19 protein-coding genes are annotated in these 22,292 nt (G+C 48.6%); 6 read left to right on the top strand and 13 right to left on the bottom strand.

Going from position 1 to position 22,292, the window contains the following annotated elements; all coding sequences use genetic code 11:
• Nucleotides 1–58: 58 nt before the first annotated feature.
• Both MH144_RS15905 and MH144_RS15900 read left to right on the top strand, forming a co-directional pair.
• Nucleotides 59–1,324 carry a sensor histidine kinase gene (locus MH144_RS15905; protein WP_239302183.1) on the top strand — a complete coding sequence of 422 codons (1,266 nt, stop codon included), beginning with the start codon at nucleotides 59–61 and terminating at the stop codon, nucleotides 1,322–1,324.
• A 20-nt stretch (nucleotides 1,325–1,344) separates the two neighbouring features.
• Nucleotides 1,345–2,040, top strand: coding sequence for a response regulator (locus MH144_RS15900; protein WP_239302181.1), 696 nt, complete (start codon nucleotides 1,345–1,347; stop codon nucleotides 2,038–2,040).
• A 59-nt stretch (nucleotides 2,041–2,099) separates the two neighbouring features.
• Here the strand turns inward: MH144_RS15900 and MH144_RS15895 are convergent, their stop codons facing one another.
• The 5 genes from MH144_RS15895 to ftsE all read right to left on the bottom strand — a co-directional run bounded on the left by MH144_RS15895 (nucleotide 2,100) and on the right by ftsE (nucleotide 8,153).
• On the bottom strand, nucleotides 2,100–3,425 hold the full coding sequence (locus MH144_RS15895; RefSeq protein ID WP_239302179.1) for a PDZ domain-containing protein: 1,326 nt from the start codon (nucleotides 3,423–3,425) through the stop codon (nucleotides 2,100–2,102).
• An 85-nt stretch (nucleotides 3,426–3,510) separates the two neighbouring features.
• Nucleotides 3,511–4,962, bottom strand: coding sequence for a S41 family peptidase (locus MH144_RS15890; protein ID WP_127540983.1), 1,452 nt, complete (start codon nucleotides 4,960–4,962; stop codon nucleotides 3,511–3,513).
• Between the two features lie 133 nt (nucleotides 4,963–5,095).
• On the bottom strand, nucleotides 5,096–6,373 hold the full coding sequence (locus MH144_RS15885) for a murein hydrolase activator EnvC family protein (RefSeq protein WP_127540985.1): 1,278 nt from the start codon (nucleotides 6,371–6,373) through the stop codon (nucleotides 5,096–5,098).
• A gap of 186 nt (nucleotides 6,374–6,559) precedes the next feature.
• Nucleotides 6,560–7,477, bottom strand: coding sequence for a permease-like cell division protein FtsX (gene ftsX, locus MH144_RS15880; RefSeq protein WP_239302176.1), 918 nt, complete (start codon nucleotides 7,475–7,477; stop codon nucleotides 6,560–6,562).
• Complete coding sequence (gene ftsE / locus MH144_RS15875) at nucleotides 7,467–8,153, bottom strand: cell division ATP-binding protein FtsE (RefSeq protein ID WP_095291427.1); 687 nt, start codon at nucleotides 8,151–8,153, stop codon at nucleotides 7,467–7,469. The genes ftsX and ftsE overlap by 11 nt, the downstream gene beginning before the upstream one ends.
• 253 nt (nucleotides 8,154–8,406) lie before the next feature.
• Between ftsE and MH144_RS15870 the strand changes: the two genes are divergently transcribed.
• Nucleotides 8,407–9,837, top strand: coding sequence for a VanW family protein (locus tag MH144_RS15870; RefSeq protein WP_239302165.1), 1,431 nt, complete (start codon nucleotides 8,407–8,409; stop codon nucleotides 9,835–9,837).
• An 81-nt stretch (nucleotides 9,838–9,918) separates the two neighbouring features.
• On the opposite strand, the gene MH144_RS15865 is transcribed toward MH144_RS15870, so the two are convergent.
• From MH144_RS15865 to MH144_RS15850, 4 genes are all read right to left on the bottom strand, one after another.
• Nucleotides 9,919–11,484, bottom strand: coding sequence for an MDR family MFS transporter (locus tag MH144_RS15865; protein ID WP_193723480.1), 1,566 nt, complete (start codon nucleotides 11,482–11,484; stop codon nucleotides 9,919–9,921).
• Nucleotides 11,485–11,556: 72 nt separating this feature from the next.
• Nucleotides 11,557–12,357, bottom strand: a complete 801-nt coding sequence (locus MH144_RS15860) for a hypothetical protein (protein WP_239302163.1) — start codon at nucleotides 12,355–12,357, stop codon at nucleotides 11,557–11,559.
• On the bottom strand, nucleotides 12,290–13,015 hold the full coding sequence (locus MH144_RS15855) for a polymer-forming cytoskeletal protein (protein WP_239302161.1): 726 nt from the start codon (nucleotides 13,013–13,015) through the stop codon (nucleotides 12,290–12,292). Before MH144_RS15855 ends, MH144_RS15860 begins: the two co-directional genes overlap by 68 nt.
• Nucleotides 13,016–13,029: 14 nt before the next feature.
• Nucleotides 13,030–13,653, bottom strand: coding sequence for a YhbD family protein (locus MH144_RS15850; protein WP_239302159.1), 624 nt, complete (start codon nucleotides 13,651–13,653; stop codon nucleotides 13,030–13,032).
• Nucleotides 13,654–13,951: 298 nt separating this feature from the next.
• Between MH144_RS15850 and MH144_RS15845 the strand changes: the two genes are divergently transcribed.
• From MH144_RS15845 to MH144_RS15835, 3 genes are all read left to right on the top strand, one after another.
• Nucleotides 13,952–14,740, top strand: a complete 789-nt coding sequence (locus MH144_RS15845; RefSeq protein WP_239302158.1) for an alpha/beta hydrolase — start codon at nucleotides 13,952–13,954, stop codon at nucleotides 14,738–14,740.
• Nucleotides 14,741–15,190: 450 nt separating this feature from the next.
• Nucleotides 15,191–16,273: an HD-GYP domain-containing protein gene (locus MH144_RS15840; RefSeq protein WP_239302156.1), complete on the top strand. Its 1,083-nt coding sequence runs from the start codon at nucleotides 15,191–15,193 to the stop codon at nucleotides 16,271–16,273.
• Nucleotides 16,270–16,641, top strand: coding sequence for a hypothetical protein (locus MH144_RS15835; protein ID WP_239302146.1), 372 nt, complete (start codon nucleotides 16,270–16,272; stop codon nucleotides 16,639–16,641). The genes MH144_RS15840 and MH144_RS15835 overlap by 4 nt, the downstream gene beginning before the upstream one ends.
• Before the next feature lie 210 nt (nucleotides 16,642–16,851).
• Here the strand turns inward: MH144_RS15835 and argH are convergent, their stop codons facing one another.
• The 4 genes from argH to MH144_RS15815 all read right to left on the bottom strand — a co-directional run bounded on the left by argH (nucleotide 16,852) and on the right by MH144_RS15815 (nucleotide 22,114).
• Nucleotides 16,852–18,255 (bottom strand): argininosuccinate lyase, encoded by a 1,404-nt coding sequence (gene argH / locus MH144_RS15830; RefSeq protein WP_239302256.1) that lies wholly within the window; start codon nucleotides 18,253–18,255, stop codon nucleotides 16,852–16,854.
• Between the two features lie 108 nt (nucleotides 18,256–18,363).
• Nucleotides 18,364–19,599, bottom strand: coding sequence for an argininosuccinate synthase (locus tag MH144_RS15825; protein WP_095291411.1), 1,236 nt, complete (start codon nucleotides 19,597–19,599; stop codon nucleotides 18,364–18,366).
• 93 nt (nucleotides 19,600–19,692) lie between these two features.
• Nucleotides 19,693–20,658 carry an ornithine carbamoyltransferase gene (argF, locus tag MH144_RS15820; RefSeq protein ID WP_239302144.1) on the bottom strand — a complete coding sequence of 322 codons (966 nt, stop codon included), beginning with the start codon at nucleotides 20,656–20,658 and terminating at the stop codon, nucleotides 19,693–19,695.
• A 199-nt stretch (nucleotides 20,659–20,857) separates the two neighbouring features.
• Nucleotides 20,858–22,114 carry an aspartate aminotransferase family protein gene (locus tag MH144_RS15815; RefSeq protein ID WP_239302142.1) on the bottom strand — a complete coding sequence of 419 codons (1,257 nt, stop codon included), beginning with the start codon at nucleotides 22,112–22,114 and terminating at the stop codon, nucleotides 20,858–20,860.
• Nucleotides 22,115–22,292 lie beyond the last annotated feature (178 nt).

Below are 22,292 nucleotides of genomic sequence, written 5' to 3'. Positions count from 1 at the left end.
ATCAGGGGTGCATTACCCGTAATTTCCCATTCTATTTTAAAAAGGATGTTTCTTACCTATGCCGATGCGTATACTGCAATACGGTTTAATTCTCGTTCCTGCGGTCCTGTACCTTTTGATGCTGCCTTTGGACCAGGAAGATTTATATACGCTGTATATCATCATTGCCCTGGGACTCGCTGTCTGCAAGGACTTTGCCCGTTCTCGTGCTTGGTATGTGCTGCTCATCCTGGCTGAAATGCTCTGGAGCTGCTGGCTGATTGCTGTATACGGACCCTTCATGTTGTTCTTGTCCTTATCCATACTCTATGTGTATATGTATCGACTTGAAGGGACATCCCGCTGGTTGATGTTGGGGGCACAGCTTGTCGCCACAAATATAGCGTTACACTGGCACTACGCTCCGCCTCAAGAGCTGCTTCCTTGGTTTGCCTCACTTCCTACCGAGCCAAAATTCCCCTTTCTGGAAGAGACAGCAGGAAGAATGGTGGGAAACCTGATCCTTGTTCTTACCGCCGCACTCTCCTGGCAGGGTTCCAGAATGGCCAGCAGTCGCGGACAGCTGGAACAGGTATATGACGAGCTTCGCAGTAAACATTACGAGCTTCAAGACGCTCGAGCACAACTGCTGCTGTTCACGAAGCAGCTTGAGGGAGTGGCTCAGGAGGAAGAACGGACCCGGATTTCTAGGCAGCTTCATGATGATATCGGACACCGCCTCATTCGTACGAAAATGATGTCCGAGGCTGCCCTGTTAACCCTTCCTCTGGATACTGAACAGGGTACGGAAATGGTAAGACAAATACGTGATCAATTGGCAGCAAGCATGGATGACATGCGTGCTACCCTTCACAAACTGCGTTCCAGTTCGTATGTATCCGAAGCCTATGCACTGGATCTTCTTCTGGAAGAGGTAGGCAGGGAGACGGGGGTGAAAACGAGTTATGAAGTCCGCGGCTCATCCCGTGAGCTGTATCCGAGCATGCAGATCGTACTATATAAAAATGCCAAAGAAGCGCTAACCAATGCCCTGAGACATGGCAACGCCAGCACAATTACGGTGGAAGTGGAGTTTGGGGAACGTGAGGTCTGCATGTCCGTCAGCAATGATGGAGTAATCAAAGCGAAGCAGTCTGCGAGAGCCCAGCCTGAGGGAGCACAATTGAAAAGCAGTACACCAGCAGATTCGGGCCCATCGGGAATGGGGCATGAAGGAATGCGACTTCGCACAGAATCCATTGGAGGCCGGCTTGAGATCCGGCAAGCTTACCCTTATACCGTAACTACACGTTTGCCCATGATGAAGAAGGCTGATCTGATCTGAGAAAGGAAGTGACGGTGCCCATGTCTGAACGAATGGAACCAAGTAACCATAAGGAAGCTGAACAAATCCAGCCCATTCGGCTGATTCTCACGGATGATGACTCTTTTATTCGCGAGAGCCTGAAGGTCCTGCTCGGACTTGATCCCGGCATTATCGTCACAGGTACGGCCTCCAATGGACGTGAGGCACTTGAACTGCTGGAGTCAGGAACGGCTGCGGACGTTGTATTGATGGATATCCGCATGCCGGACTGCAATGGCGTGGAGGGCACCCGAATCATCAAGTCCCGTTTTCCTGACATGCGTGTACTGATGCTGACGACATTTGACGACGACGAATACATTATCCAGGCTCTGCAGAACGGTGCTAGCGGTTATTTGCTCAAAAATGTACCTCCCGATCGAATTATTCAAGGCATCAAAACAGTACATAACGGTGATATGCTGATTCACCCCGATATTGCTCGCAAGCTTGCGGGGCTGCTTCGTCCGGCTGCGGCTCCCCAATCACATCCACATCCACCTCTTGATACTTACGGTCTGACACGAATGGAACTGGCCGTTGCAGAAGCGATATCGGAGGGGCTGTCCAACAAGGAAATTGCAGCTAAACTATTCTTGAGTGAAGGTACAGTCAAAAACTATGTCACCGAAATTCTCGGAAAACTAAGCCTGCGTGATCGGACACAGATCGCCATCTTTATGTTGAAAAATTAGATTTAAATAACACAAAGGGTACTCCCTCGCTTTCCATGCGGTGAAGTACCCTTTATTGTTTACATTTCTACTGATCCTTGTTCATTTACGCCCGGAGCCGGCAGAGCCAGCGGAGCAGCATCATTATGATTATTTTTGCGACGGGCAAATAATTTGAGTGTGATGATATGGAACAATGTCAGCGGACGCAGCTGCACTGCCCAAGCTTCATGGTTGTCCGGAGCCATAAGCACACCTAGCTGATGATGTTCACCTTCATAGATGGCCCGCTGCATAAATTTGCTCTCCCCCTGATGGTTACGAACTTCCAGTTTGCAAAAGGCAGGATTCATCCGCAGTGCACGATGCAGTTCTTTCGGTGAATCTACCATCACACCGTTCACCTTATACAGCGTCTCTCCTGCTTCGATGCCCAGCTCTGCAGCAGGGCTATCTGGAATAATGCCAAGCACCTTCAAGCCGTGGACCGGATGAACATACACCGGACTGCGATGCTGTTCCTCGAACCCACTGTACCACACCAGAAATTCATGGCCAATAAATGCTGCCAGAGCAGCAACTACCATAAGTGGGGACCACCATGCCGCCAAAAGGCTGAGCACAAGCAGGCCTGTCCCGTAGAGCAAGAGCCGCTTGGCGGAAATCTGTACTTTCTGCCCTGGAAGCATACTCTGCGTAACTTCGCCGAATCCAAGCAGGATCGGAAGTGCCATCAGCATATAACCGCCTCCTGCATTCAAGAGAGGACTCCAAGCGAGTTCTGCTCCGCCCCCCGTTACGGGTACCATAATCAACATCGGGATCGGCCAGAAATGCTGCAGCTGGTATCCTCCGACCAGCTTGCCGCGCTTACCTTCAAAGAGCAATGGTGAAGCCATGGTTACCCCTTGCAAGCGAATCAGCATTGCTTCACCTAGATGAAGTAAGGCAGCCAGTATCAGTAAAGCAGGCATGTCCAGCGCACGCAATGCCTCCGTGACACTGCCAAGCCACCCCTCCGGCTGCCAGCCAGAGGCCAGGTTCAACCCAAACTGCACTACACCAAGCAGCCCTGCCGCGTAGGCGAAGCACAGATAGCGAATACGGAACAACGCCAGAATTAACGTTGCGGCCCATATGCAAATGACACTGGCAAGTGTAAGGTGCGCCCCTAGGAAGATGGATATCACCGAGACGATGACACCAATGACGATACCTCCGAGTAAGGCACGGATCGTCTGGGTGATGGAGCTTTGCAGACGAACATGAAACAACCTACGTTCCTGTAGTAATTGACGATGATAGATCAGTGCAATCAAAATGACCGCAATATAATAAAACGGCTGAGTAAACAACTGCAGCAATGCTTCCCCTAATGTCGTTAACCACGGCCAAGCCCATTCCATGATGGCCCGTCACCCCTCTCTTTCAGCCGGTTCAGAAAAAAAGAAGGCTGATAATCAGCCTTCTTAATGGCTTCGACACGACGGTCTAAATATCCTTTGAGACATTTTCGATCGCGCGCTTCAGCTGTGCATCATATTGAGGATTGGCAATACGTTCAATCAGAGCCGCTTCCAGTGATTCAGCGGTTTTCTCGTCGATCTCGCCGGTAACCTCAATGCCTTTCTGCTTCTGGAATGCTTTGACCGCTTCTTGCGTCTTCTGGTCATAGTATCCATCTACACGATCCGGCTTGAAGTCGAGCCCTCTCAGCATCGTCTGCGCACTTTTCACATCCGTGCTATTGCTGTCATATTTCAAAGGTAATTTCTCTTTGTTAATCGGTGCCACCGAGAAGTAATCCGGCTGGTTCACCGCTATATCCGGTTTGATGCCTTTTTCATGAATCCAGTCTCCATTCGGAGTCAGCCATTTCGCAATGGTGATTTTCAGCAGGCTGCCATCACCCATTTGCTTGTCATAGCTCGTCTGTACCGTGCCTTTACCAAAGGAGTTTTCGCCAACCAGCGTTGCGCCTGCAGACTGCTGCAATGCACCGGCCAAAATTTCCGACGCACTTGCACTTCCTTTGTTCATCAGTACCGTAATCGGGTACGACTTGCTGGAACCATTCGATTTGCTTTGCTCACGTTTGCCGTTTTTGTCCTCGACCTGCACGATCACTTTGCCTTTTGGAACAAACTGCTCGGCAATGTCGATAACGACTTGCAGTACGCCGCCCGGATCATTACGAACGTCAATGACCAGACCCTTCATGTTCTGTTTCTCCAGATTGGCCAGCTCTTCTTTGAAGCGTTCTCCGGTATTCAGCGAGAATTGGGTGATGGTAATGACACCTACACCGTTATCCTCCATGTGGGCGTACACAGTCTCCAGATCAATATCATCACGCACAATGGTAAATTCAATCAATTCTGTAGAACCGGCGCGCTTCACTTGCACCTTGGCTTCACTGCCCTTTGGACCTCTGATTTTGTTAACAGCCTTGTTTAATTCAAGGCCTTGCAGAGATTCGCCATTCACAGACATGATCATGTCTTTCGCCCGAATACCCGCTTTCTCGGCAGGTGATCCTTTGATCGGGGAAACGACAACGACGTTTCCATCCTGCGAGGATACCTCGGCCCCGATCCCGGTAAAGGATCCTTCAATGGATTCCTCAAACTGGGCAGCCGTTTCCTGTCCCATGTAGTTGGAGTATGGATCGCCAAGGGATTCCATCATGCCGTTGATCGCACCATCGATCAGCTTGGTCTTATCGACATCTTTATAATAGTTGCTTGAGATCAAATCCATTGCGGTTTCAATCTTCTTCAAATCGTTCTTCTGCTGCGTATTGCCGGTTACACTGGCCAGCAGGCCTTCACCCGAAGTGGTCTGATTGGCCACACCGGGATAACTCATCAGTACCAGCGTAAGCAGGCTCCCTCCAAGGAGGGCCACAATGGCAAGCAGCAGCGCCGATCTTTTCTTCATCATCCGTTTGCTCACCGCCTTTAGTTTTGAAGCGTGTCAGATTCCATATGCCCGAATCTATTCCCTGAACATGCCAGCTTAGTATATGTCTAGCTTGTACGGAATATGTCTTTTCCATTCCTTCACAAGCAATCCATTACAGGTAATTCATTGGATTCACTGGCGTACCATTTTCACGAACTTCGAAGTGCAAGTGAGGTCCGGTTGAATTACCCGTGTTGCCCGACTCGGCAATAAGGTCGCCTTTGCTCACTGTATCTCCCTTGCTTACCTTAAATCCGCCTTCACGCAGGTGACCATACAATGTCCAGAGTCCGCCACCATGGTCTACGATAACGGTATAACCGTAACCACTGTACCACTCTGCCATGATAACGATACCGCCTGATGCCGCGTGAACTGAGGTTCCCACAGGTACAGCAAAATCGGTACCATTGTGCATCTTGCCTACTTCACCCGTAATAGGGTGTGTACGACGACCGAATGGCGAGGAAATGCGTCCGCCGGATACCGGTTTGGAGAAGATACCATTGCCCGCTGTATACACGGGTTCACTGCTGCCTGTGCTGACTTTCGTTGGCGCCTTCGCTGCTGCTGCAGCCCGAGCTGCTGCGGCTGCTTTTGCTTTGGCAGCGGCGGCTGCCTGCTGCTCACGAAGTTTGTTTTTTTCCTGAAGCAATGCTGAACGCTTGCTGGCGATCTGAATCAACACATCTTCCTGCTCCTGCGTCAGCTCTTCCGACTCTTCAATTTTAGCATCATAGGAAGCCAGAAGCACCTGCTTCTCCTGTTCCTTTTCATTTAACTGGGCTTTGCGTTGTTTCTTTTGTGCATATAGGCTTTTGGCTTCCGCATACTGCTTGTCCAGTTCAGCCTTTTTGTCGACAACGAGCTGCTTGTCCTTTTTGTGCTCATCCAACAGATGCTGATCCTGATCCACAATGGTTTTCAGCGAATCTGCACGTGTCAGAAAATCCGAGAAGCTTGTTGAAGACAGCAACACATCCAGATAGGATACGGCTCCATCGGTATACATCAGACGTACACGCGATTCCAGCAGTTTCTCCCTTGCGACAATGCGCTCCTCTGCAGCCTGGAGATCTTTTTTCGTCGTGCGAAGATCTTCTTCCGTGTTCTCAATTTCCAGGGAAACGTTCGCCAGTTCATCACTGACAACATTGATCTGCTCCATGACAACCTTCAGATAGGCGTTGGTTTTGTTCTTGTAATGCTGGGCTTCCTTCTTGTTGGAAGCAGCCTTTTTCTGTTCCTGTTTGGCCGCAGCCGCCTTGCTCTCCAGCTGGCTAATCTGTTGATCGATGTCGCTAATGCTACTCTTGGCATATCCGTCCGAAGGTTGAAGCGTCAATCCGGCCAATAACGTAAAGGCCAGCAGCGAAGCTGTTTTTTTCAAAATGGTGATCCCCCATCCTATGAATTCACAAGAAAGCAACCTACACAGGTGGTGAACATCATGTTCTTATGCTTTCTTCCATCTAATTAAGAGTGCGTCTTCCCTACATATCGTCAAACAGCGTCCAATTGTGAACCTGCTTTGTCATTCTTTTTCGACAATTTCTGCAATTTCAGTAATAAAACATTAAACCTTAAGTGACTTGCGAATGGACAGTGTACTTCCCAAAATACCTACCAGCATACCGAGTCCGATCAAAAGGGTTCCAAACAGCAACCAAATGTCGCTGAGCGGGATCAGGTTAAGCATCTGCATGAATACATCCTGGCCAATGGTAGCCAGCAGACGGCTGTAACCGAAGAACAGTACTGCTACCGTAATCACTGAACCGATAAATCCAATAAGTGCTCCTTCAATAAAGAAAGGCCAGCGAATGAATGTGTTCGTTGCACCGACGAGCTTCATGATGCCGATCTCCCGGCGACGGGCAAGAATCGTTACGCGAATCGTATTCGAGATCAGGAACATGGACATTAGAGCCAGTCCTCCGACAAAAATAAATCCGATATTCCGCACAAGGCGTGTAAATTTGAACAGCACTTCCACCGTTTCCTTGCCGTAGTTCACTTTCATGATCGGCTTCTCCGGGTGCTTTTCGTTCAGGGCTTCAATTTTTTGCGCCACAAAAGTGACGGTTTCCGGTTCAATGACCTCAACTTCAATGGTCTCCGGCAGCGGATTATTATCCACATCGAAACCGTCCAGTACGTTATTCGCACTGTCACCAAGACGTTCACGGAACTCCTTGAGTCCCTCTTCCTTGGAAACAAAGCGAATCTCGCTTACTTCCGGCATTGCACTAATCTCCTGCTCGAGCGTATTGCGCAGGCTCTCATCCACGTTCAGCTCCAGAAACGTACTGATCTCCACCTGGCTGTCCACCTGGTTAGCCATGGAATTCACATTCAGCACGAGCAGCATGAATACCCCCAGAATGAGCAGTGACACGATGATCGACATAATGGATGCCACAGACATCCAGCCGTTGCGGAATACGTTTTTGAATCCCTCCCGCAAATGGCGCAAGAGAGTACTAAAATTCATAACCGTATTCCCCTCTCATCTGATCCCGTACAATCTGGCCGCGCTCAATGGCGATAACCCGTTTACGCATCGTATTTACGATATCCTTGTTATGGGTTGCCATGACAATCGTCGTTCCTCTGAAATTGATCTCGTCCAGCAGCTGCATAATGCCCCATGACGTCTCGGGATCAAGGTTACCCGTAGGCTCGTCCGCGATAATCACTGACGGATTGTTCACAATCGCGCGTGCGATGGCAATACGCTGCTGTTCCCCTCCGGACAATTGCGAAGGTTCACGATTCGCCTTGCTGCGCAGTCCCACCAGATCGAGCACTTCCATGACCCGTTTCTTGATGTGACGCTTCGGCGCCTCAATAACTTCCATGGCAAAAGCCACGTTCTCAAACGCCGTCATCTTGGGCAAGAGACGGAAGTCCTGAAACACTACACCGATGTTGCGGCGTACATAAGGAATCTTGCGTGGTTTCAACTTGCCGATATTAAATCCATTGATGGATATTTGTCCTTTGGTCGGAATTTCTTCTCTGTACATCAGTTTCATAAATGTTGATTTACCTGCGCCGGACGGACCGACGATATACACAAATTCATTGCGGTCGATCTTCACCGACACCCCTTGTAATGCGTGGGTCCCATTGGCGTAGGTCTTCCACACGTCCTGCATTTCTATCACATCATCACTTCCTGCTCACATAGTTAGCCATTATCATTTCGACACAATCCCGGCAATTCCTTTAAAAAGACCTGAAATTCATCAGGAGCAATCCATTTTACCCTTATTTCGATCCTCTGGGATGGAAACATATAAAATATATTGTAACAAATTTGTTACCTATTGAGTACCCGAAAGTTTTCCTGCATTGGATCATATATATAGAAAGTGTTACGAAATGCGGAACATCAGAAGTAAAAAGGAGCGTACGGATATGAAAAAAATACATTTGACCGTCATTGTTGTGTTCTCGATTCTCTTTATCGGCTCCGCTTCCTACGGATTGTTGTATATGTATGTGAATCAACCCGCTTTGCCGGGTAAGGTGCAGGTTGGCGGCTGGCAGGTCGGGGGCGTGAATCGGAGTGAGGCGCTTCTAGGACTGGATGAACGTTTGAAAAAGCTGGGGGACTGGCCTGTTACGCTGGAGGTGGATGAGCCCTCCCTGACGCTGAACATAACTGCTACAGAAGCCGGTGCAAATTACAGTGCGGACGCCTTTCGGGCGGCGGTACAAGAGCTGGAGGAAGGAAATGTGTGGGAACGTGCGTATGCCCGTTATCATTTTGCGGAGGAATGGTCTCTCGAACAACGGTACAATACCCAATCTCTTAGAACACGTTTGAGCCCAGACTGGGAAAAGGAAACCTTCGGCACCCCCGCAGACGCTGTCCGGCGGATTACCGCAAACGACAAGGTCCAGTACATCCCGGAGAAGGGCGTCCGGCGGATCGCCTGGGATGAACTGGAGGCTAGGCTGCTGGCGAAGCTTCCCCACGACTTCACCGTGCTGAACAAGGGGACCACACCTGCCTCACTGTTAATTCAGCTGCCGCTATACACCCAGCAGCCTGAAGTCACGGTGGAGTCTTTACGCAAGGAAGGCATTGAGCGGAAGATCATCCAATTCTCCACAGGGCTTGGCAGCAGCACGGAAGGACGCATACATAATGTCAGTGCAGCGGCACAATCCGTGAACGGCATGATTTTGGAGCCTGGCGGCATGTTCGACTACGAAAAGATCATTCGTCATGCCGAGAAGGAATACGGCTTCCGTGAAGCCCCGGTTATTGTGAGAGGGCGTCTCACCCCAGGTGTTGGCGGAGGCATATGTCAAGTGTCCAGCACCGTATACAATGCAGCCTTGTTAACCGGACTCGATATTGTCGAGCGGCGCAACCATTCGATACCGGTCAAATATTTGCCGAAAGGACTGGACGCCACTTTTGCTTCTGGCGCTATCAATTTCCGTTTCAAGAACAATACAGGCAAATCCCTGCTTATCCATGCTGAAGTGAAGAATCACCAATTAACCGTCAAATTTTTTGGTACTTTTCCCGAGAATGTCAGCTACGCGCTCGAATCCCACACCATCGAAACGCTAAGCGCCCCTGTAAAGTATGTATCCAGCAATGTGCTGCCGGATGGCGCCCAGCAGGTTTTGCAAAACGGACAGCCTGGCTACATTGTGGAAACCGTACGTATCAAGAAGGTGGATGGCAAAGTGGTGGAGTCCAAAACCATTTCGCGAGATACCTACAAAGCTCAGGATCGCCTTATCGCACGTTCTGGTCATAGCAGCCTGCCAGATCCGGAGGAGCCTTCTGTTGTAGAGGACGGCGTGAGTGATACCAAACAGCCATAAGAGTTGGACAAAGCAAAAGACACACCATTCTCTTGCTCCCACTTGGAGACAGAATGGTGTGTCTTTGTTGTTCACTTCATATTAATGCCCTGCTGTGTATTCTCCCTGTTCCTCGCCGATCACCATCTTTTCTTTTCCCATAAAGAAAGCAGCAATCAGAGCCAGTGCCGCCGGAATGGCCGCCCAGGCAAACAACTGCACGATCGAGGAGGATAACGCATGAGTGATAGCCTCCAGCACCTGAGGTGGAATGGCCTGTCTAAGCTCCGGAGAGAGCAAGGCGTGCGGATCGCTCAGATTCAAGCCCTCCGGCATGCCGCCTGCTGGCACTCCAGCTCCTGCGCCGCCTGCCTCTGCAGCTGGACCGGCCAGGGCATCGTTCATTTTGCGCGTAAATACCTGGCTCTGAACAATCCCAAAGATTGTAATCCCCATCGTCATCCCGAGGGACCGCAAAAAGTTAAGCGTAGAACTTGCGGCACCACGTCTCTGTGGTTCGAAGGCATTCATGGCCGCATTGCTAAGCACGGAGAACGAAGCTCCCACACCCAGACCAACGAGCACCATAAATACGCGGATCGTCCATAGGGACGAGCTTTCGTCCAGTGTCGTCAGCAACCCAAGACCAAGAACCAGCAGCGCCAGTGTCGGGATCATAATGTTCCGATATTTGATCTTGGTCATCAGCACCCCGCCCATTGAAGCGGTGACGACTGACCCTAGCATCATGGGCAGCAGCACAAGACCCGAATTGGTCGCTTTGCCCCCGAGCACACCCTGTATGAAGATGGGAATGTACACCGATGCCGTGATAAATGCCGCACCACTAAACATGGCAATGACATTACTGGACCAGTACACGCGGTTGCGGAACATGTTAAAGGATATAATGGGTTCCTTCGCTCTGGATTCGGCAAATACGAACAGCAGCGCCAGCACTGCAAATCCGGCGAACAATCCGAGAATTTGCCACGAGTTCCAGGCATACGTTTTGCCACCCAATTCAAGGCCGAAGATCAAACACACGACAGCACCAATCAGCGTTACTGCACCCAGCCAGTCAATCTGCTGGGATTGATGCTGGTGAGATTCCTTGTAGAAAAAGGCAATAAACACAAACGCAATCAGTCCGAGCGGCAGGTTAATATAAAATACCCATTCCCACGTGGCATACTGTGTGATGTATGCACCCAGCAGCGGTCCGAATACGCTGGATAATCCAAAGACAGCTCCAAACAATCCGCCCAGCTTGCCCCGCGCTTCCGGTGCAACCACGTCAAACATGATGGTAAATGCAATCGGCACCAAGGCACCTGCACCAATCCCCTGAATGGCTCTGTACATGGTCAACTCCACAATGGATGTTGCTGTTCCACATAACGCCGAACCAAGCATAAACACGATAATTCCGAATACAAAAAACTTCTTCCGTCCATACATGTCGGACAATTTACCAAAAATCGGCATGCCTGCCATCTCGGCGACCATGTAAGCTGAAGTAACCCAAACAAATTTGTCGAGGCCACCAAGTTTCCCGACGATATCCCCCATCGCCGTTGCCACGATGGTGTTATCCATCGAAGCCATCAGTATGCTGAGCAGCAGCCCTGCCAGCACCAATCCAATACTGTTTTTTCGTGCAACCATTGTACTCAATCTCTCCATTCACGCTCTATTCATATGACTGAAATAGTATATCCGAAAAGCCGTCCCCAATAATCAGTCCACGGACCGATTGCGCTGAACCAAAACTTCGGATTGTGAATGGATCTGCAGAGAAGAACGGTATTCAACTGTACCAATTCGGCAGCCTGGGCCAATTTTTATTTTATCTCCTCGGACAACTTCGGCTACTGTGTTCTCTAACTCAATGTCATCTCCTTCAATTAGGCTTACCTTGAGGATCGATGGGTTACTTGCATTACTCGCGAACCAACCATCGAGCAGCTTCCCTCGGCCACTCTTCACAGAGATGATTGAACCACCAATTTCCATGGCTTCAGACGGACCCATGATTTTAAGTGTCATTTGTTCAGCAGTAAGCATGCCTCCGACCGTAAAACGACCATTGAGTTTGATATTCTCTGCCTGGCAGTCACCTGGTAGATGAAACTCACCTACCACTTTCATTTTTTCAGCTTTTGCATGTAAGCCGGATACGCCACTCCCACTCTCATCTTCAGGGCCGATAACTCGTTCTGTTAGGGTTAGGGTTCCCGTAATATTAATATCGTTTGATTCAAGAGATCCGTAGATGACCGACGTGCCCGTACATTTGAATTGATCACAATATAAGTCATTGTTGAAGGTGGAATCTCCTACAACCTTGACCTTGGCGTACACACCGCCAGCGGAGCTGCCCTCACCGATAATACTATAGTTACTTTTCTTGTCTGATGGACTAACGATATGGTTATCCAATTGAATCACTTCCCTTTTTTCAAAATCCAACTTAGATGCGCTGGCTGCTGCCCACCCTGGCATCTGGATCAATCTCAAGCTCGCCTGAGTATTCGACAAGCCTGATGCTGCAGCCACGGCCGATAAATACCTTGCTGCCTCGAACAATATCAGCCTCCGTATCTTCCAATACGATCTCATCCCCTTCAATTAAGGATGTTTTAAAGGATGGAGTACCGCCCAGACCGATACTTTTCCAAAAGCCACTTTGCTCCTTTCGACGAATATCAATACGTTCTCCGCCAATCTCTTTGGCTGAAGAAGATGTATGCAGCTTAATCTCAACGGATCCTGCATTCAGGAAGCCACTAATTTTGATATTGCCCTGTACATTCAGGGACTCACATTGTACGTCACCATCAATCGTGATCATGCCACCAATATCGATACGTTCTCCATCCACTCGTCCACGTACGGTACATTTGCCGTTTACTTCAAGCTCAGGACTACTGAGGTTTCCATGAATGGTTGTCATGCCATCCACACGAACACGGGAGCTGTTCAAAGGACCATTCAGCGTGCACATGCCGTTAATGGTTGCACTTTCCGCACTTAAGGCTCCATGCATCTTCAACGTCCCATTCACGTTCAAGGAGGTACAATCCAGATTGCCGTTTACTTTAGCCATGCCATCAATGGAAACCCGGTGAAAAGCTCCACCTGCTGTTTGGCTCAAGCCTGATACATTCAGATCATTTCTCAAATGACGTTCTTCCATGTCCATTCTCCCCTTTATCCCAATTTAAGTTTCAGCTCTTCCATAAACGTGCCCAGCGGAATTCTCAGTACCACTTTGACGCCCTGATCAAAATATAGCTCTGATCCTGAACCAGTAAGCATGAAAGTCGGTACGCCCATCTTACGGATAAGCAGCAGCTCACTTGCTCTGTTTGCAAAACGATAATAATGCTCAGACATGACATCTATCAGCAATGAGCCCTCCTGACGGGTAATATCACCGCTAAGTAACAGCTTTTCAAGGACGTATAGCATCATAATCTGCTCCAGGGCATACATTGGTTGTTCCCGCCCTGCCTCCCTTACCAGTTCAAGCGAAGATAATGAAACAATGTTTCGGTCCATTAATTGCTCCGCAGACATTTCAACCTCACCCAGTGTCGGTGAAAATACATCTGCCAGCTCATCCAGTGATAATCCATCCTTCATATTGAGGATCTTATCGATACGAGTCAGGATCTGCTGCTTAGGAAAAAAGGTTTCTTGCCCCGTGTATGAAGACTTCCGAATAAACCATTCTTCCGGAATAAGATTTTTCCGCTTCCAGCGGTATAACTGACCATAGGAAATCCCCGTGAGGTCCAACAAGTCTTTTTTGGAGATCAATTCATCCGTCATATATGGTCCCCCTTTGTGTTGAAAACAGTGTAACATAACATTGTTACGTTGTGAAGCTTAGAAATCATTTTACTCAGAATTAACTTCAATTAACCATCATCCATTTAACTTTCTTATTGAACAATGTCTGATCTTAGTTAATACATCACTTTCTTTAGCTATGAATGTTGTTGTTGCAATGGAAAGGGTTTGGGTATAACCTGTGTGATAGAAACGAAGGAGCCATTAACTATGACCGCATTCAACTCAGATCGGAACATTCAGTTAATGAATTCATGAAAGGGGTTACTTTGTAGAGATGGCACTCATTAAATGTGATTTTTACTCCGACACGCTAGGACTCAGTACGAGCATGCATGTTATTCTGCCACAGCAGACTCATAATCAGATTGGGATGGAGAACGTTTCAGGCAAAGGACTGCATCCTACGCTGTATTTGCTGCACGGTCTATCCGATGATGATTCCATCTGGCTGCGCCGGACATCCATCGAACGATATGTGGCGAACCTTGGAATTGCCGTTGTCATGCCGCAAGTTCATCGCAGCTTCTATACGGATATGGTCGAAGGCGGACGTTACTGGACATTCATCAGTGAAGAGCTGCCTGCACTGGCACGTTCCTTCTTCCCGCTGTCTTCTAAACGGGAAGACAACTATGTTGCAGGCTTGTCCATGGGTGGTTATGGAGCATTCAAACTGGCCCTGCGCAAACCGGAGCAATATGCCGCAGCAGCAAGCTTATCGGGGGCTCTGGATATGGCTGCACATATGGATAACAAAATTCTCTCTGCACTGCAGCAGACCGAAATGGAGCGCATCTTCGGACCAGAGATCAAGGGCTCGGAGAATGACCTGCTTCATTTGCTAAAAGAAAGTCAGACAAGCCAAGGGCCGCGTCCACTTCTATATCAATGCTGCGGCACGGAAGATTTCCTGTATGAGGAGAACCAATCTTTCCGTGAGGCTTGTGCACAGACCGATTTTCAGTTGACCTATGAAGAAGAACCTGGCGGACATGACTGGGCATACTGGGATGAGAAGATTCAGAATGTGCTGCGATGGCTGCCACTGCCTGAGCGGAACTAAAGGGAAGCGCTTGGAGCAATGAAAGAAAGTTAGAGGATTTTCGGGTTACAGGCACGCACTCTTCTCTTAAATTCTCGCTAAACAAAAACGTTTATTCCAGATTTAATATTCTTGAATCGCTTTACCCGCTTTTCTTACTAAAGGAGCGGGTATTTGTCTTGAGATATATAAGCCACCAGGACTATACCTCACTAACTCATCCTTCTAACGTCTCATATATTTGTTTCAAGTAAGTAATTAGTATCAAGTATTTAGCTGTCTTAAATGTATCTAAAGAACCATAACATAAAAATGTGATTATGACGAAGATATAAGATGAGCCGTCTCAACTAATAGAATCAAACCAAATATAGTTAATACACTCTATTATTAAGTTATTTAACAACTCTTATTTTCTTATATATGAGAGTTACTCATACATATATTACATAAAAATTGGGGGAAGTCTGTATGGAGTTTAAAGATTACGATGACTTGGTAGGGAAACATTTGAAACAGAATATTACGGATGTTAGAGGCGTACTTCTGATAGCCAAAGGCACCTTTCTTCTTCCTGAACATATCGACAAACTAAAAAAATTCAATATTCATATTTTGGATGTAGAGTCAGCATTAGAAGTTAACGAAGAGGATGAGGAGACTGATGATAAGATACACTCTATCGATCAGCCGCGTATACATTTTCCTTCTATCCCAACTAAAAAGCTCATTCAGCAAACGGAGTCCTATCTTAAGGGGATGAAAGACAGCCTCGAACTCACCGGAACAGTGGATATTGAAGAAGTTGAAGATAAATTAACTTCGGTTATCATGGACACATCGAATTCAGCAAGTTTGTTCCGACTTCTTTCAGAGCTAAAGGGAACACGGGATTTTCGCTATACCCACAACATGGGAGTTGCATTCATTGCAACCAAGCTGGGGAAACAACTTCGCTTGGATGAACAGGAATTAAAGACACTGACTACTGCAGCAACTTTATATGATATCGGTTCAACCAAACTTCCTTCGGATTTAGTGAACAAGACGTCCAGATTCAATGCAAATGAGTATGAAATCATGAAACAGCATACGATCTGGGGACATGATATGTTGAAGAACTCCATGGCGAGTCCTCGTGTAGCCTTGGTTGCACTTGAGCATCATGAGAGAGAAGATGGCAGTGGTTATCCGCATCGTTTAAAAGGAGATCAGATCGACCCTCTGAGCAAAATAGTCGCTCTTGCTGATATTTATATGGCCATGATATCCCCTCGTCCATACAGAGAAGCTCACCCCTTCTTCAATGTTGTTAATATGATTCACGAAGAAATTATGGATAATCGTCTGGAATCCCAGATTGGGTTAACCTTTTTGGAATCATTAATGGCATCCCAACTCGGTTGTGAAGTTTTGTTATCCGATGGGAGACAAGGTAAAATCGTTCTCGTCGATAGAAATTACCCTACTCGCCCTTTAATCGCACTAGATAATCAGGATTTCCTTGATCTCACTAAAACAACGGCCATAACGGTAAAGGAAATCATCGGATGATGAAGATTGTGACATTAGGAGATCGGTTATCTTTAGATGACAAAACCCTATCCAGAGATATTACATGTCTATTGGAAGTTGCTGATGCTGAATTATTTCCTGAAAACACAATAAAAAAGTTAATCAACATCCTGCGAAGGAACGGTTACGATTGCATTGAAGATATTGTTAACGCAAGTGAGAAGGAGATACGGCTTCTGAAGTACATTGGACTTCAAACCTTTAACACGCTGAAAACCTTGTTAATGGAGCTATCTGAGTCTGAAAGATCCAAGAATTCGGAAAGGAATATAACACACAGCTCCAAAGTCACTAAAGGACTTAGCACAAATTCTAAATATTCATTATCCTGGAATGACAGGTACTAGTCCACTCTTCCCTTCCTAACCATACATAGATAAATACACCTTTCTGCTGGAACTTCAGTTTAAACACGGGTGTATAATCTCCTGAAAAGAAAAAAAGCCCCTCAGGTCTTGCGGTAAGAGTTCATGTAACAGAATCTCTTACCCACTCCAGACTTGAGGGGTTTTAAGAAGGCGTTCCTTCCTTATAAACAATGCATAGCAGCCGTGGCGTTAGCCGCGGCTTGTGATCCATTGCGCCGTAATTTCCAGCAACTTTTCACTGCGTCCAATGGCTTCAGCCACTTGTCCAGAAGCTGTGCCACCATAGACGTTACGTGCGTTAACCACCGCTTCCGGTTGGAGCACATCGTAGATGCGGTCGTCGAACAATGGGGAGAACTGGCGGAACTCATCAATGCTTAGATCCAGCAAATACTTACCGTTCTGGATGCAATACAGCACCGTTTTACCGATGACTTCATGCGCCTGACGGAATGGCAAGCCTTCGCCCACGAGGAAGTCGGCAATATCCGTAGCGTTGGAGAAGTCCTGATTCACCGCTTGACGCATCCGGTCCTTGTTCACTTTCATTGTCGCAATCATTGGGGCGAACAATTGCAGCGCACCTTCCAGTGTAGCAACCGTATCGAACATGCCTTCCTTGTCTTCCTGCATGTCTTTGTTGTAGGCCAAAGGAAGGGATTTCAAGACGGTCAGCAAACCGATCAGGTTACCGTATACACGTCCTGTTTTACCGCGAACAAGCTCCGGAACGTCCGGATTCTTCTTCTGCGGCATAATGCTGCTGCCTGTGCAGAACGCATCGTCCAGCTCAACAAAACCAAATTCGGTACTGCTCCACAGCACCAGTTCTTCACTCAGACGGGACAGGTGAGTCATGATGAGGGAAGCAGCTGCCAGGAACTCCACGATAAAGTCACGATCACTAACCGCGTCCAGACTGTTCTCGTACACCCCGTCGAAGCCGAGCTGTTCGGCCACGAAGTGGCGGTCAATCGGGAATGTTGTTCCTGCAAGCGCACCTGCACCCAGTGGCAGAACGTTAATCCGTTTGTAGCTGTCCATCAGACGCTCTGCATCCCGTTGGAACATGGAGACATACGCCATCAGGTGATGTGCGAACAGAATCGGTTGTGCACGTTGAAGATGGGTATAGCCCGGTACGATTGTATCCAGGTTGTCCTTGGCCTGTCCGATCAACGCCTCCTGCAGCGCATGCAGCATGCCAACAAAACCAACTACACGCTCACGCAGGTACAAGTGCATGTCTGTTGCGACTTGGTCATTCCGGCTGCGACCTGTGTGCAATTTGCCACCGACAGGACCAATGGTTTCAATCAGGTTCTTCTCAATGTTCATGTGGATGTCTTCATCCGAAACAGAGAATTCCACTTCGCCTGCACGGATTTTGTGCAGTACTGTAATCAAACCTTCCTTAATCGTCTCCACATCTTCCGCAGGCAAAATACCACATTTGCCCAGCATGGTTACATGGGCGAGACTGCCTTGAATATCTTCCTCAGCCAAAGCTTTGTCAAAGTTGATTGATGCCGTGTATTCCTCAACCAGATGATTGGTTTGTTTGGTAAAACGTCCTCCCCACAGCTTGCTCACGGTGAGTTCTCCCCTTTCGTTCATGGACAAAGCCGCCCCTGCCCGATGTGCAAGAACGGCCTGCCCTGTAAAGTTATATTGGTATTGATATGATACTATTTAAAAAACTTATTTTTTGTTTTGTTCCACGCCGGAATTCACTTTCAGACGCAGGGCGTTCAGGCGGATAAAGCCGGTTGCATCGCCTTGATCATATGCTTGCGTTGGATCAGCTTCCATCGTAGCAATGTCCGGGTTGTACAGGCTGACAGGGCTTTTCACGCCTGCGCCAATGATATTGCCTTTGTACAATTTTACACGCACGGTGCCTGTTACGTTTTTCTGGCTTTCGCTTACCAGCGCTTGCAGCGCCAGACGTTCCGGTGCGAACCAGAATCCGTTGTACACGAGTGTGCTGTAACGGGTGATCAGGCTATCACGCAGGTTCATGACTTCACGGTCCATGGTGATAGACTCCATTTTACGATGTGCTGTAAACAGGATCGTTCCACCTGGTGTCTCGTATACCCCGCGGCTCTTCATGCCAACAAAACGGTTCTCAACCATGTCGACACGGCCAATACCGTGTTTGCCACCCAGCTCGTTCAATTGCTCCATCACTTGAAGTGGGCTCAAACGTTCACCGTTCAGGGCTACGCAGTTGCCTTGTTCGAATTCCAGTTCAACGTATTCTGCTTGATCTGGTGCATCTTCCGGAGCGTTGCTGAGCAGGAACATGTCTTTGTTCTCGTCCGTGCTTGGGTCAAACCAAGGATCTTCAAGCACACCGCTCTCATAGCTGATATGCAGCAGGTTACGGTCTGTGGAGTAAGGCTTAGCTGCGGATGCCGTTACCGGAATACCGTGTTTCTCTGCATAAGCAATCATCTCGGCACGTCCCGGGAACTGGTTGCGGAATTCTTCCAAACGCCAAGGTGCAATCACTTGGACGTCTGGTGTCAGCGCAGCTGCGTTCAACTCGAAACGAACTTGGTCATTCCCTTTACCCGTAGCGCCGTGAGCGATAGCAGTAGCACCTTCTGCACGAGCGATGTCGACCATGCGTTTCGCGATCAGCGGACGAGCGATACTTGTGCCGAGCAGGTATTGTCCTTCATACAGAGCACCCGCTTGGAACATCGGGTAGATGAAGTCTTTGGCGAACTCGTCGCGCAGATCGTCGATATATACTTTGGAAGCGCCGGTAGCGAGTGCTTTTTCTTCGAGACCGTCCAGCTCATCCTTTTGTCCGATATCTGCAGTGAATGCGATAATCTCTGCATCATAGGTTTCTTTCAACCATTTCAAAATTACAGATGTGTCCAACCCGCCGGAGTAGGCGAGTACGATTTTTTCCTTAGCCATGTTCGTTGGTCCTCCCCAAATTCAGTTACTATAAACTTTCATCTATCATCGCTAACCCTGCGCCTAAAATCAACCCATTTAGACAAACAGCGGCTATTCGCTCATTAACGCGGCCATCAAGGCCTTTTGTGCATGCAGTCGGTTCTCTGCCTGATCAAAGATCAGGGAGTTCGGTCCATCAATTACACCCGCGCTTACTTCTTCCCCGCGGTGTGCCGGCAGACAATGCAGGAACATATAATCTGGCTTCGCGCCTTTCATCAGTTCCTCATCGACCTGGTACGCAGCAAAGGCCTGCTCACGAACCTTTTGCTCCTCTTCAAAGCCCATGCTTGCCCAGACATCGGTATAAACGACATCCGCATCCTTCACAGCTTCCTGAGCACTGTACGTCACAGTCACTTCAGAACCACTTTCCTTCGCAATGCTGCGCGCCTGCTCTACCACTGCGCTATCCGGCTCATACCCTTTTGGCGTCGCTACAGCAACATGCATTCCCATCTTCGCTGCACCCAGCATGAGAGAGTGAGCCATGTTGTTACCATCACCGACATAAGCCATTTTCAGGCCAGCCAGTTTGCCCTTGTGCTCCAATACCGTTTGGAAGTCCGCCAGTACTTGGCACGGATGAGCGGCATCGCTCAGGCCGTTAATGACCGGGATATCGGCATGCTCCGCCAATTCAGTTACATTATGGTGTCCAAAGGTACGAATCATGATGCCATCCAGGTAGCGGGACAATACTTTAGCTGTATCATGCGTTGTTTCCCCGCGACCAAGCTGGATATCGTTTTTACTCAGGAAGAGTGCGTGTCCACCCAACTGGAACATGCCTACTTCGAAGGATACACGCGTACGTGTGGATGATTTTTCAAAAATAAGTCCGATCGTTTTGCCTTTCAGCGGTTGATAGGCTACGCCGTTTTTTTGCTTGCCTTTGATCTCAATGGCCAAGTCCAGCAAGTAGCGGATCTCTTCGGCTGTGTAATCCGTAAACTCAATAAAGTCACGGCCTCTAAGATCAATCTTCTGGATTTTCTCCGTTTGTTGTGCTGTCATGTGAATGTTGTCCTCCTTATATCCGGTTCCCTGCACCCGCTCGGGCAGAAGAGAGCAGCCGTGGCAGCGCACGCCAGGCAGGCTATGACTTGCTCTCTTCCGCAGGTTCACCGTGCGGCTGCAGGGATTCATCATCTAGTTCTGCGCCGGGGCCATGCGAGGCCCCAGTACAGTATGTTTTTCATTTTGCCAGAATTGATTAAGCCTTCTTCGCTGCTACGTGCTCTTCAATCAACGTTGCCACCAGGGATACCGCTTCATCAATCTCTTCCTTGCTCACATACAGATTCGGAAGCAGTCGAATGACATTCGGCCCTGCGGTCACGAACAAAATGCCACGTTTCTGTCCGGCCAAAACGATATCGCCTACTGGCTCTGCACATTCGATTCCGACCAGAAGCCCCAATCCGCGAACTTCCTTTACAAATGAGTTGTCTGCCAAACGATTCCGCAGGGAGCTCATCAGGTAGTCACCCATCTCAGCAGCGCGTTCAGGCAAGCGATCTTCCAACATCGTTTCAATCGTGGCAATCACCACAGAAGAAGCTAGTGGTGTACCCCCGAATGTCGTTGCATGGCTGCCTGGCGTAAACGCATCCCGCAGGAAACCTTTACCCAGCATCGCGCCTACCGGGAAACCACTGCCGATCCCTTTGGCTACCGTAAACACATCTGGCTCAATGCCATAGTGTTCATGTGCAAACAGCTTGCCTGTACGTCCCATTCCGGTCTGTACTTCGTCTACGATCAACAAGAGACCATGCTCGTCACACAATTTCCGTACATGCTTGACGAATTCCGGTTCAACCGGATATACTCCGCCCTCGGCTTGAACCATTTCCAGCATAATCGCTGCTGTTTTAGGACCAATCGCTGCTTCCAAAGCTGCAATATCATGCAAAGGAACGGTCACGAATCCGGCTGGCAATGGCAGAAATCCTTCTTTCACCTTATCCTGCCCTGTTGCAGTCAGTGTTGCGAGTGTCCGTCCGTGGAAGGACTGGGCAAACGTAATGACTTCATAACGGTCGTTTCCTTTCACCTTCTGGTGATAACGACGTGCGACCTTAATGGCTGCTTCATTGGCTTCAGCGCCACTGTTGCAGAAGAACACCGCATCAGCACAAGTATTGGCCGTTAGTAACGCAGCTGCTTTCTCCTGACCCGGAATCTGGAACAGGTTGGAGACATGCCAGAGCTCATCAATCTGAGCTTTCAGCTTGGCTCCCACTTTCTCCGGTGCATGGCCAAGGCTCGTTACAGCGAGTCCGCACATGAAGTCGAGATAACGGTTGCCCTGATCATCCCATAACCAGCTGCCTTTACCCTTGACCAGACTGATTGGATAACGCGCATACGTTTGGAAAAGAGAGCTTTCCGTCTGTGCCGCTGCACCTGTTGCTGCTGCTCCCGCTACTGCTGTGCCAGAACCTGGCTGTTCATTGCCTTTTGCCATCACCTTTCACACTCCTGTTCCTTTTTGTAAGTATACCGGTACTCCATATAAGACAAACCAACCTACACAGAGCCACTCCGATTGCAGCACCATCTTCGGATCGCTGTTATCCCCGGATTTTTGTGATCAAATTTTTAGAGGTTAACATCCGGGTATAAACGCGAACGCGTTGCTTCTC

The sequence above is a fragment of the Paenibacillus sp. ACRRY genome (assembly GCF_022346995.1).
Lineage (GTDB): Bacteria > Bacillota > Bacilli > Paenibacillales > Paenibacillaceae > Paenibacillus.
The sequence above is the reverse complement of the archived record's forward strand: the minus strand, read 5'-3'. Positions and strand labels throughout refer to the sequence as shown.

What these genes read in the sequence shown, in the direction of transcription:
- MH144_RS15905 (WP_239302183.1), top strand. Translation starts at nt 59, where the DNA reads ATGCCGATGCGTATACTGCAATACGGTTTAATTCTCGTTCCTGCGGTC.
- MH144_RS15900 (WP_239302181.1), top strand. Translation starts at nt 1,345, where the DNA reads ATGTCTGAACGAATGGAACCAAGTAACCATAAGGAAGCTGAACAAATC.
- MH144_RS15895 (WP_239302179.1), bottom strand. Translation starts at nt 3,425, where the DNA reads ATGGAATGGGCTTGGCCGTGGTTAACGACATTAGGGGAAGCATTGCTG.
- MH144_RS15890 (WP_127540983.1), bottom strand. Translation starts at nt 4,962, where the DNA reads ATGATGAAGAAAAGATCGGCGCTGCTGCTTGCCATTGTGGCCCTCCTT.
- ftsX (WP_239302176.1), bottom strand. Translation starts at nt 7,477, where the DNA reads ATGAATTTTAGTACTCTCTTGCGCCATTTGCGGGAGGGATTCAAAAAC.
- MH144_RS15870 (WP_239302165.1), top strand. Translation starts at nt 8,407, where the DNA reads ATGAAAAAAATACATTTGACCGTCATTGTTGTGTTCTCGATTCTCTTT.
- MH144_RS15865 (WP_193723480.1), bottom strand. Translation starts at nt 11,484, where the DNA reads ATGGTTGCACGAAAAAACAGTATTGGATTGGTGCTGGCAGGGCTGCTG.
- MH144_RS15855 (WP_239302161.1), bottom strand. Translation starts at nt 13,015, where the DNA reads ATGGAAGAACGTCATTTGAGAAATGATCTGAATGTATCAGGCTTGAGC.
- MH144_RS15850 (WP_239302159.1), bottom strand. Translation starts at nt 13,653, where the DNA reads ATGACGGATGAATTGATCTCCAAAAAAGACTTGTTGGACCTCACGGGG.
- MH144_RS15845 (WP_239302158.1), top strand. Translation starts at nt 13,952, where the DNA reads ATGGCACTCATTAAATGTGATTTTTACTCCGACACGCTAGGACTCAGT.
- MH144_RS15840 (WP_239302156.1), top strand. Translation starts at nt 15,191, where the DNA reads ATGGAGTTTAAAGATTACGATGACTTGGTAGGGAAACATTTGAAACAG.
- MH144_RS15835 (WP_239302146.1), top strand. Translation starts at nt 16,270, where the DNA reads ATGATGAAGATTGTGACATTAGGAGATCGGTTATCTTTAGATGACAAA.
- MH144_RS15825 (WP_095291411.1), bottom strand. Translation starts at nt 19,599, where the DNA reads ATGGCTAAGGAAAAAATCGTACTCGCCTACTCCGGCGGGTTGGACACA.
- argF (WP_239302144.1), bottom strand. Translation starts at nt 20,658, where the DNA reads ATGACAGCACAACAAACGGAGAAAATCCAGAAGATTGATCTTAGAGGC.
- MH144_RS15815 (WP_239302142.1), bottom strand. Translation starts at nt 22,114, where the DNA reads ATGGCAAAAGGCAATGAACAGCCAGGTTCTGGCACAGCAGTAGCGGGA.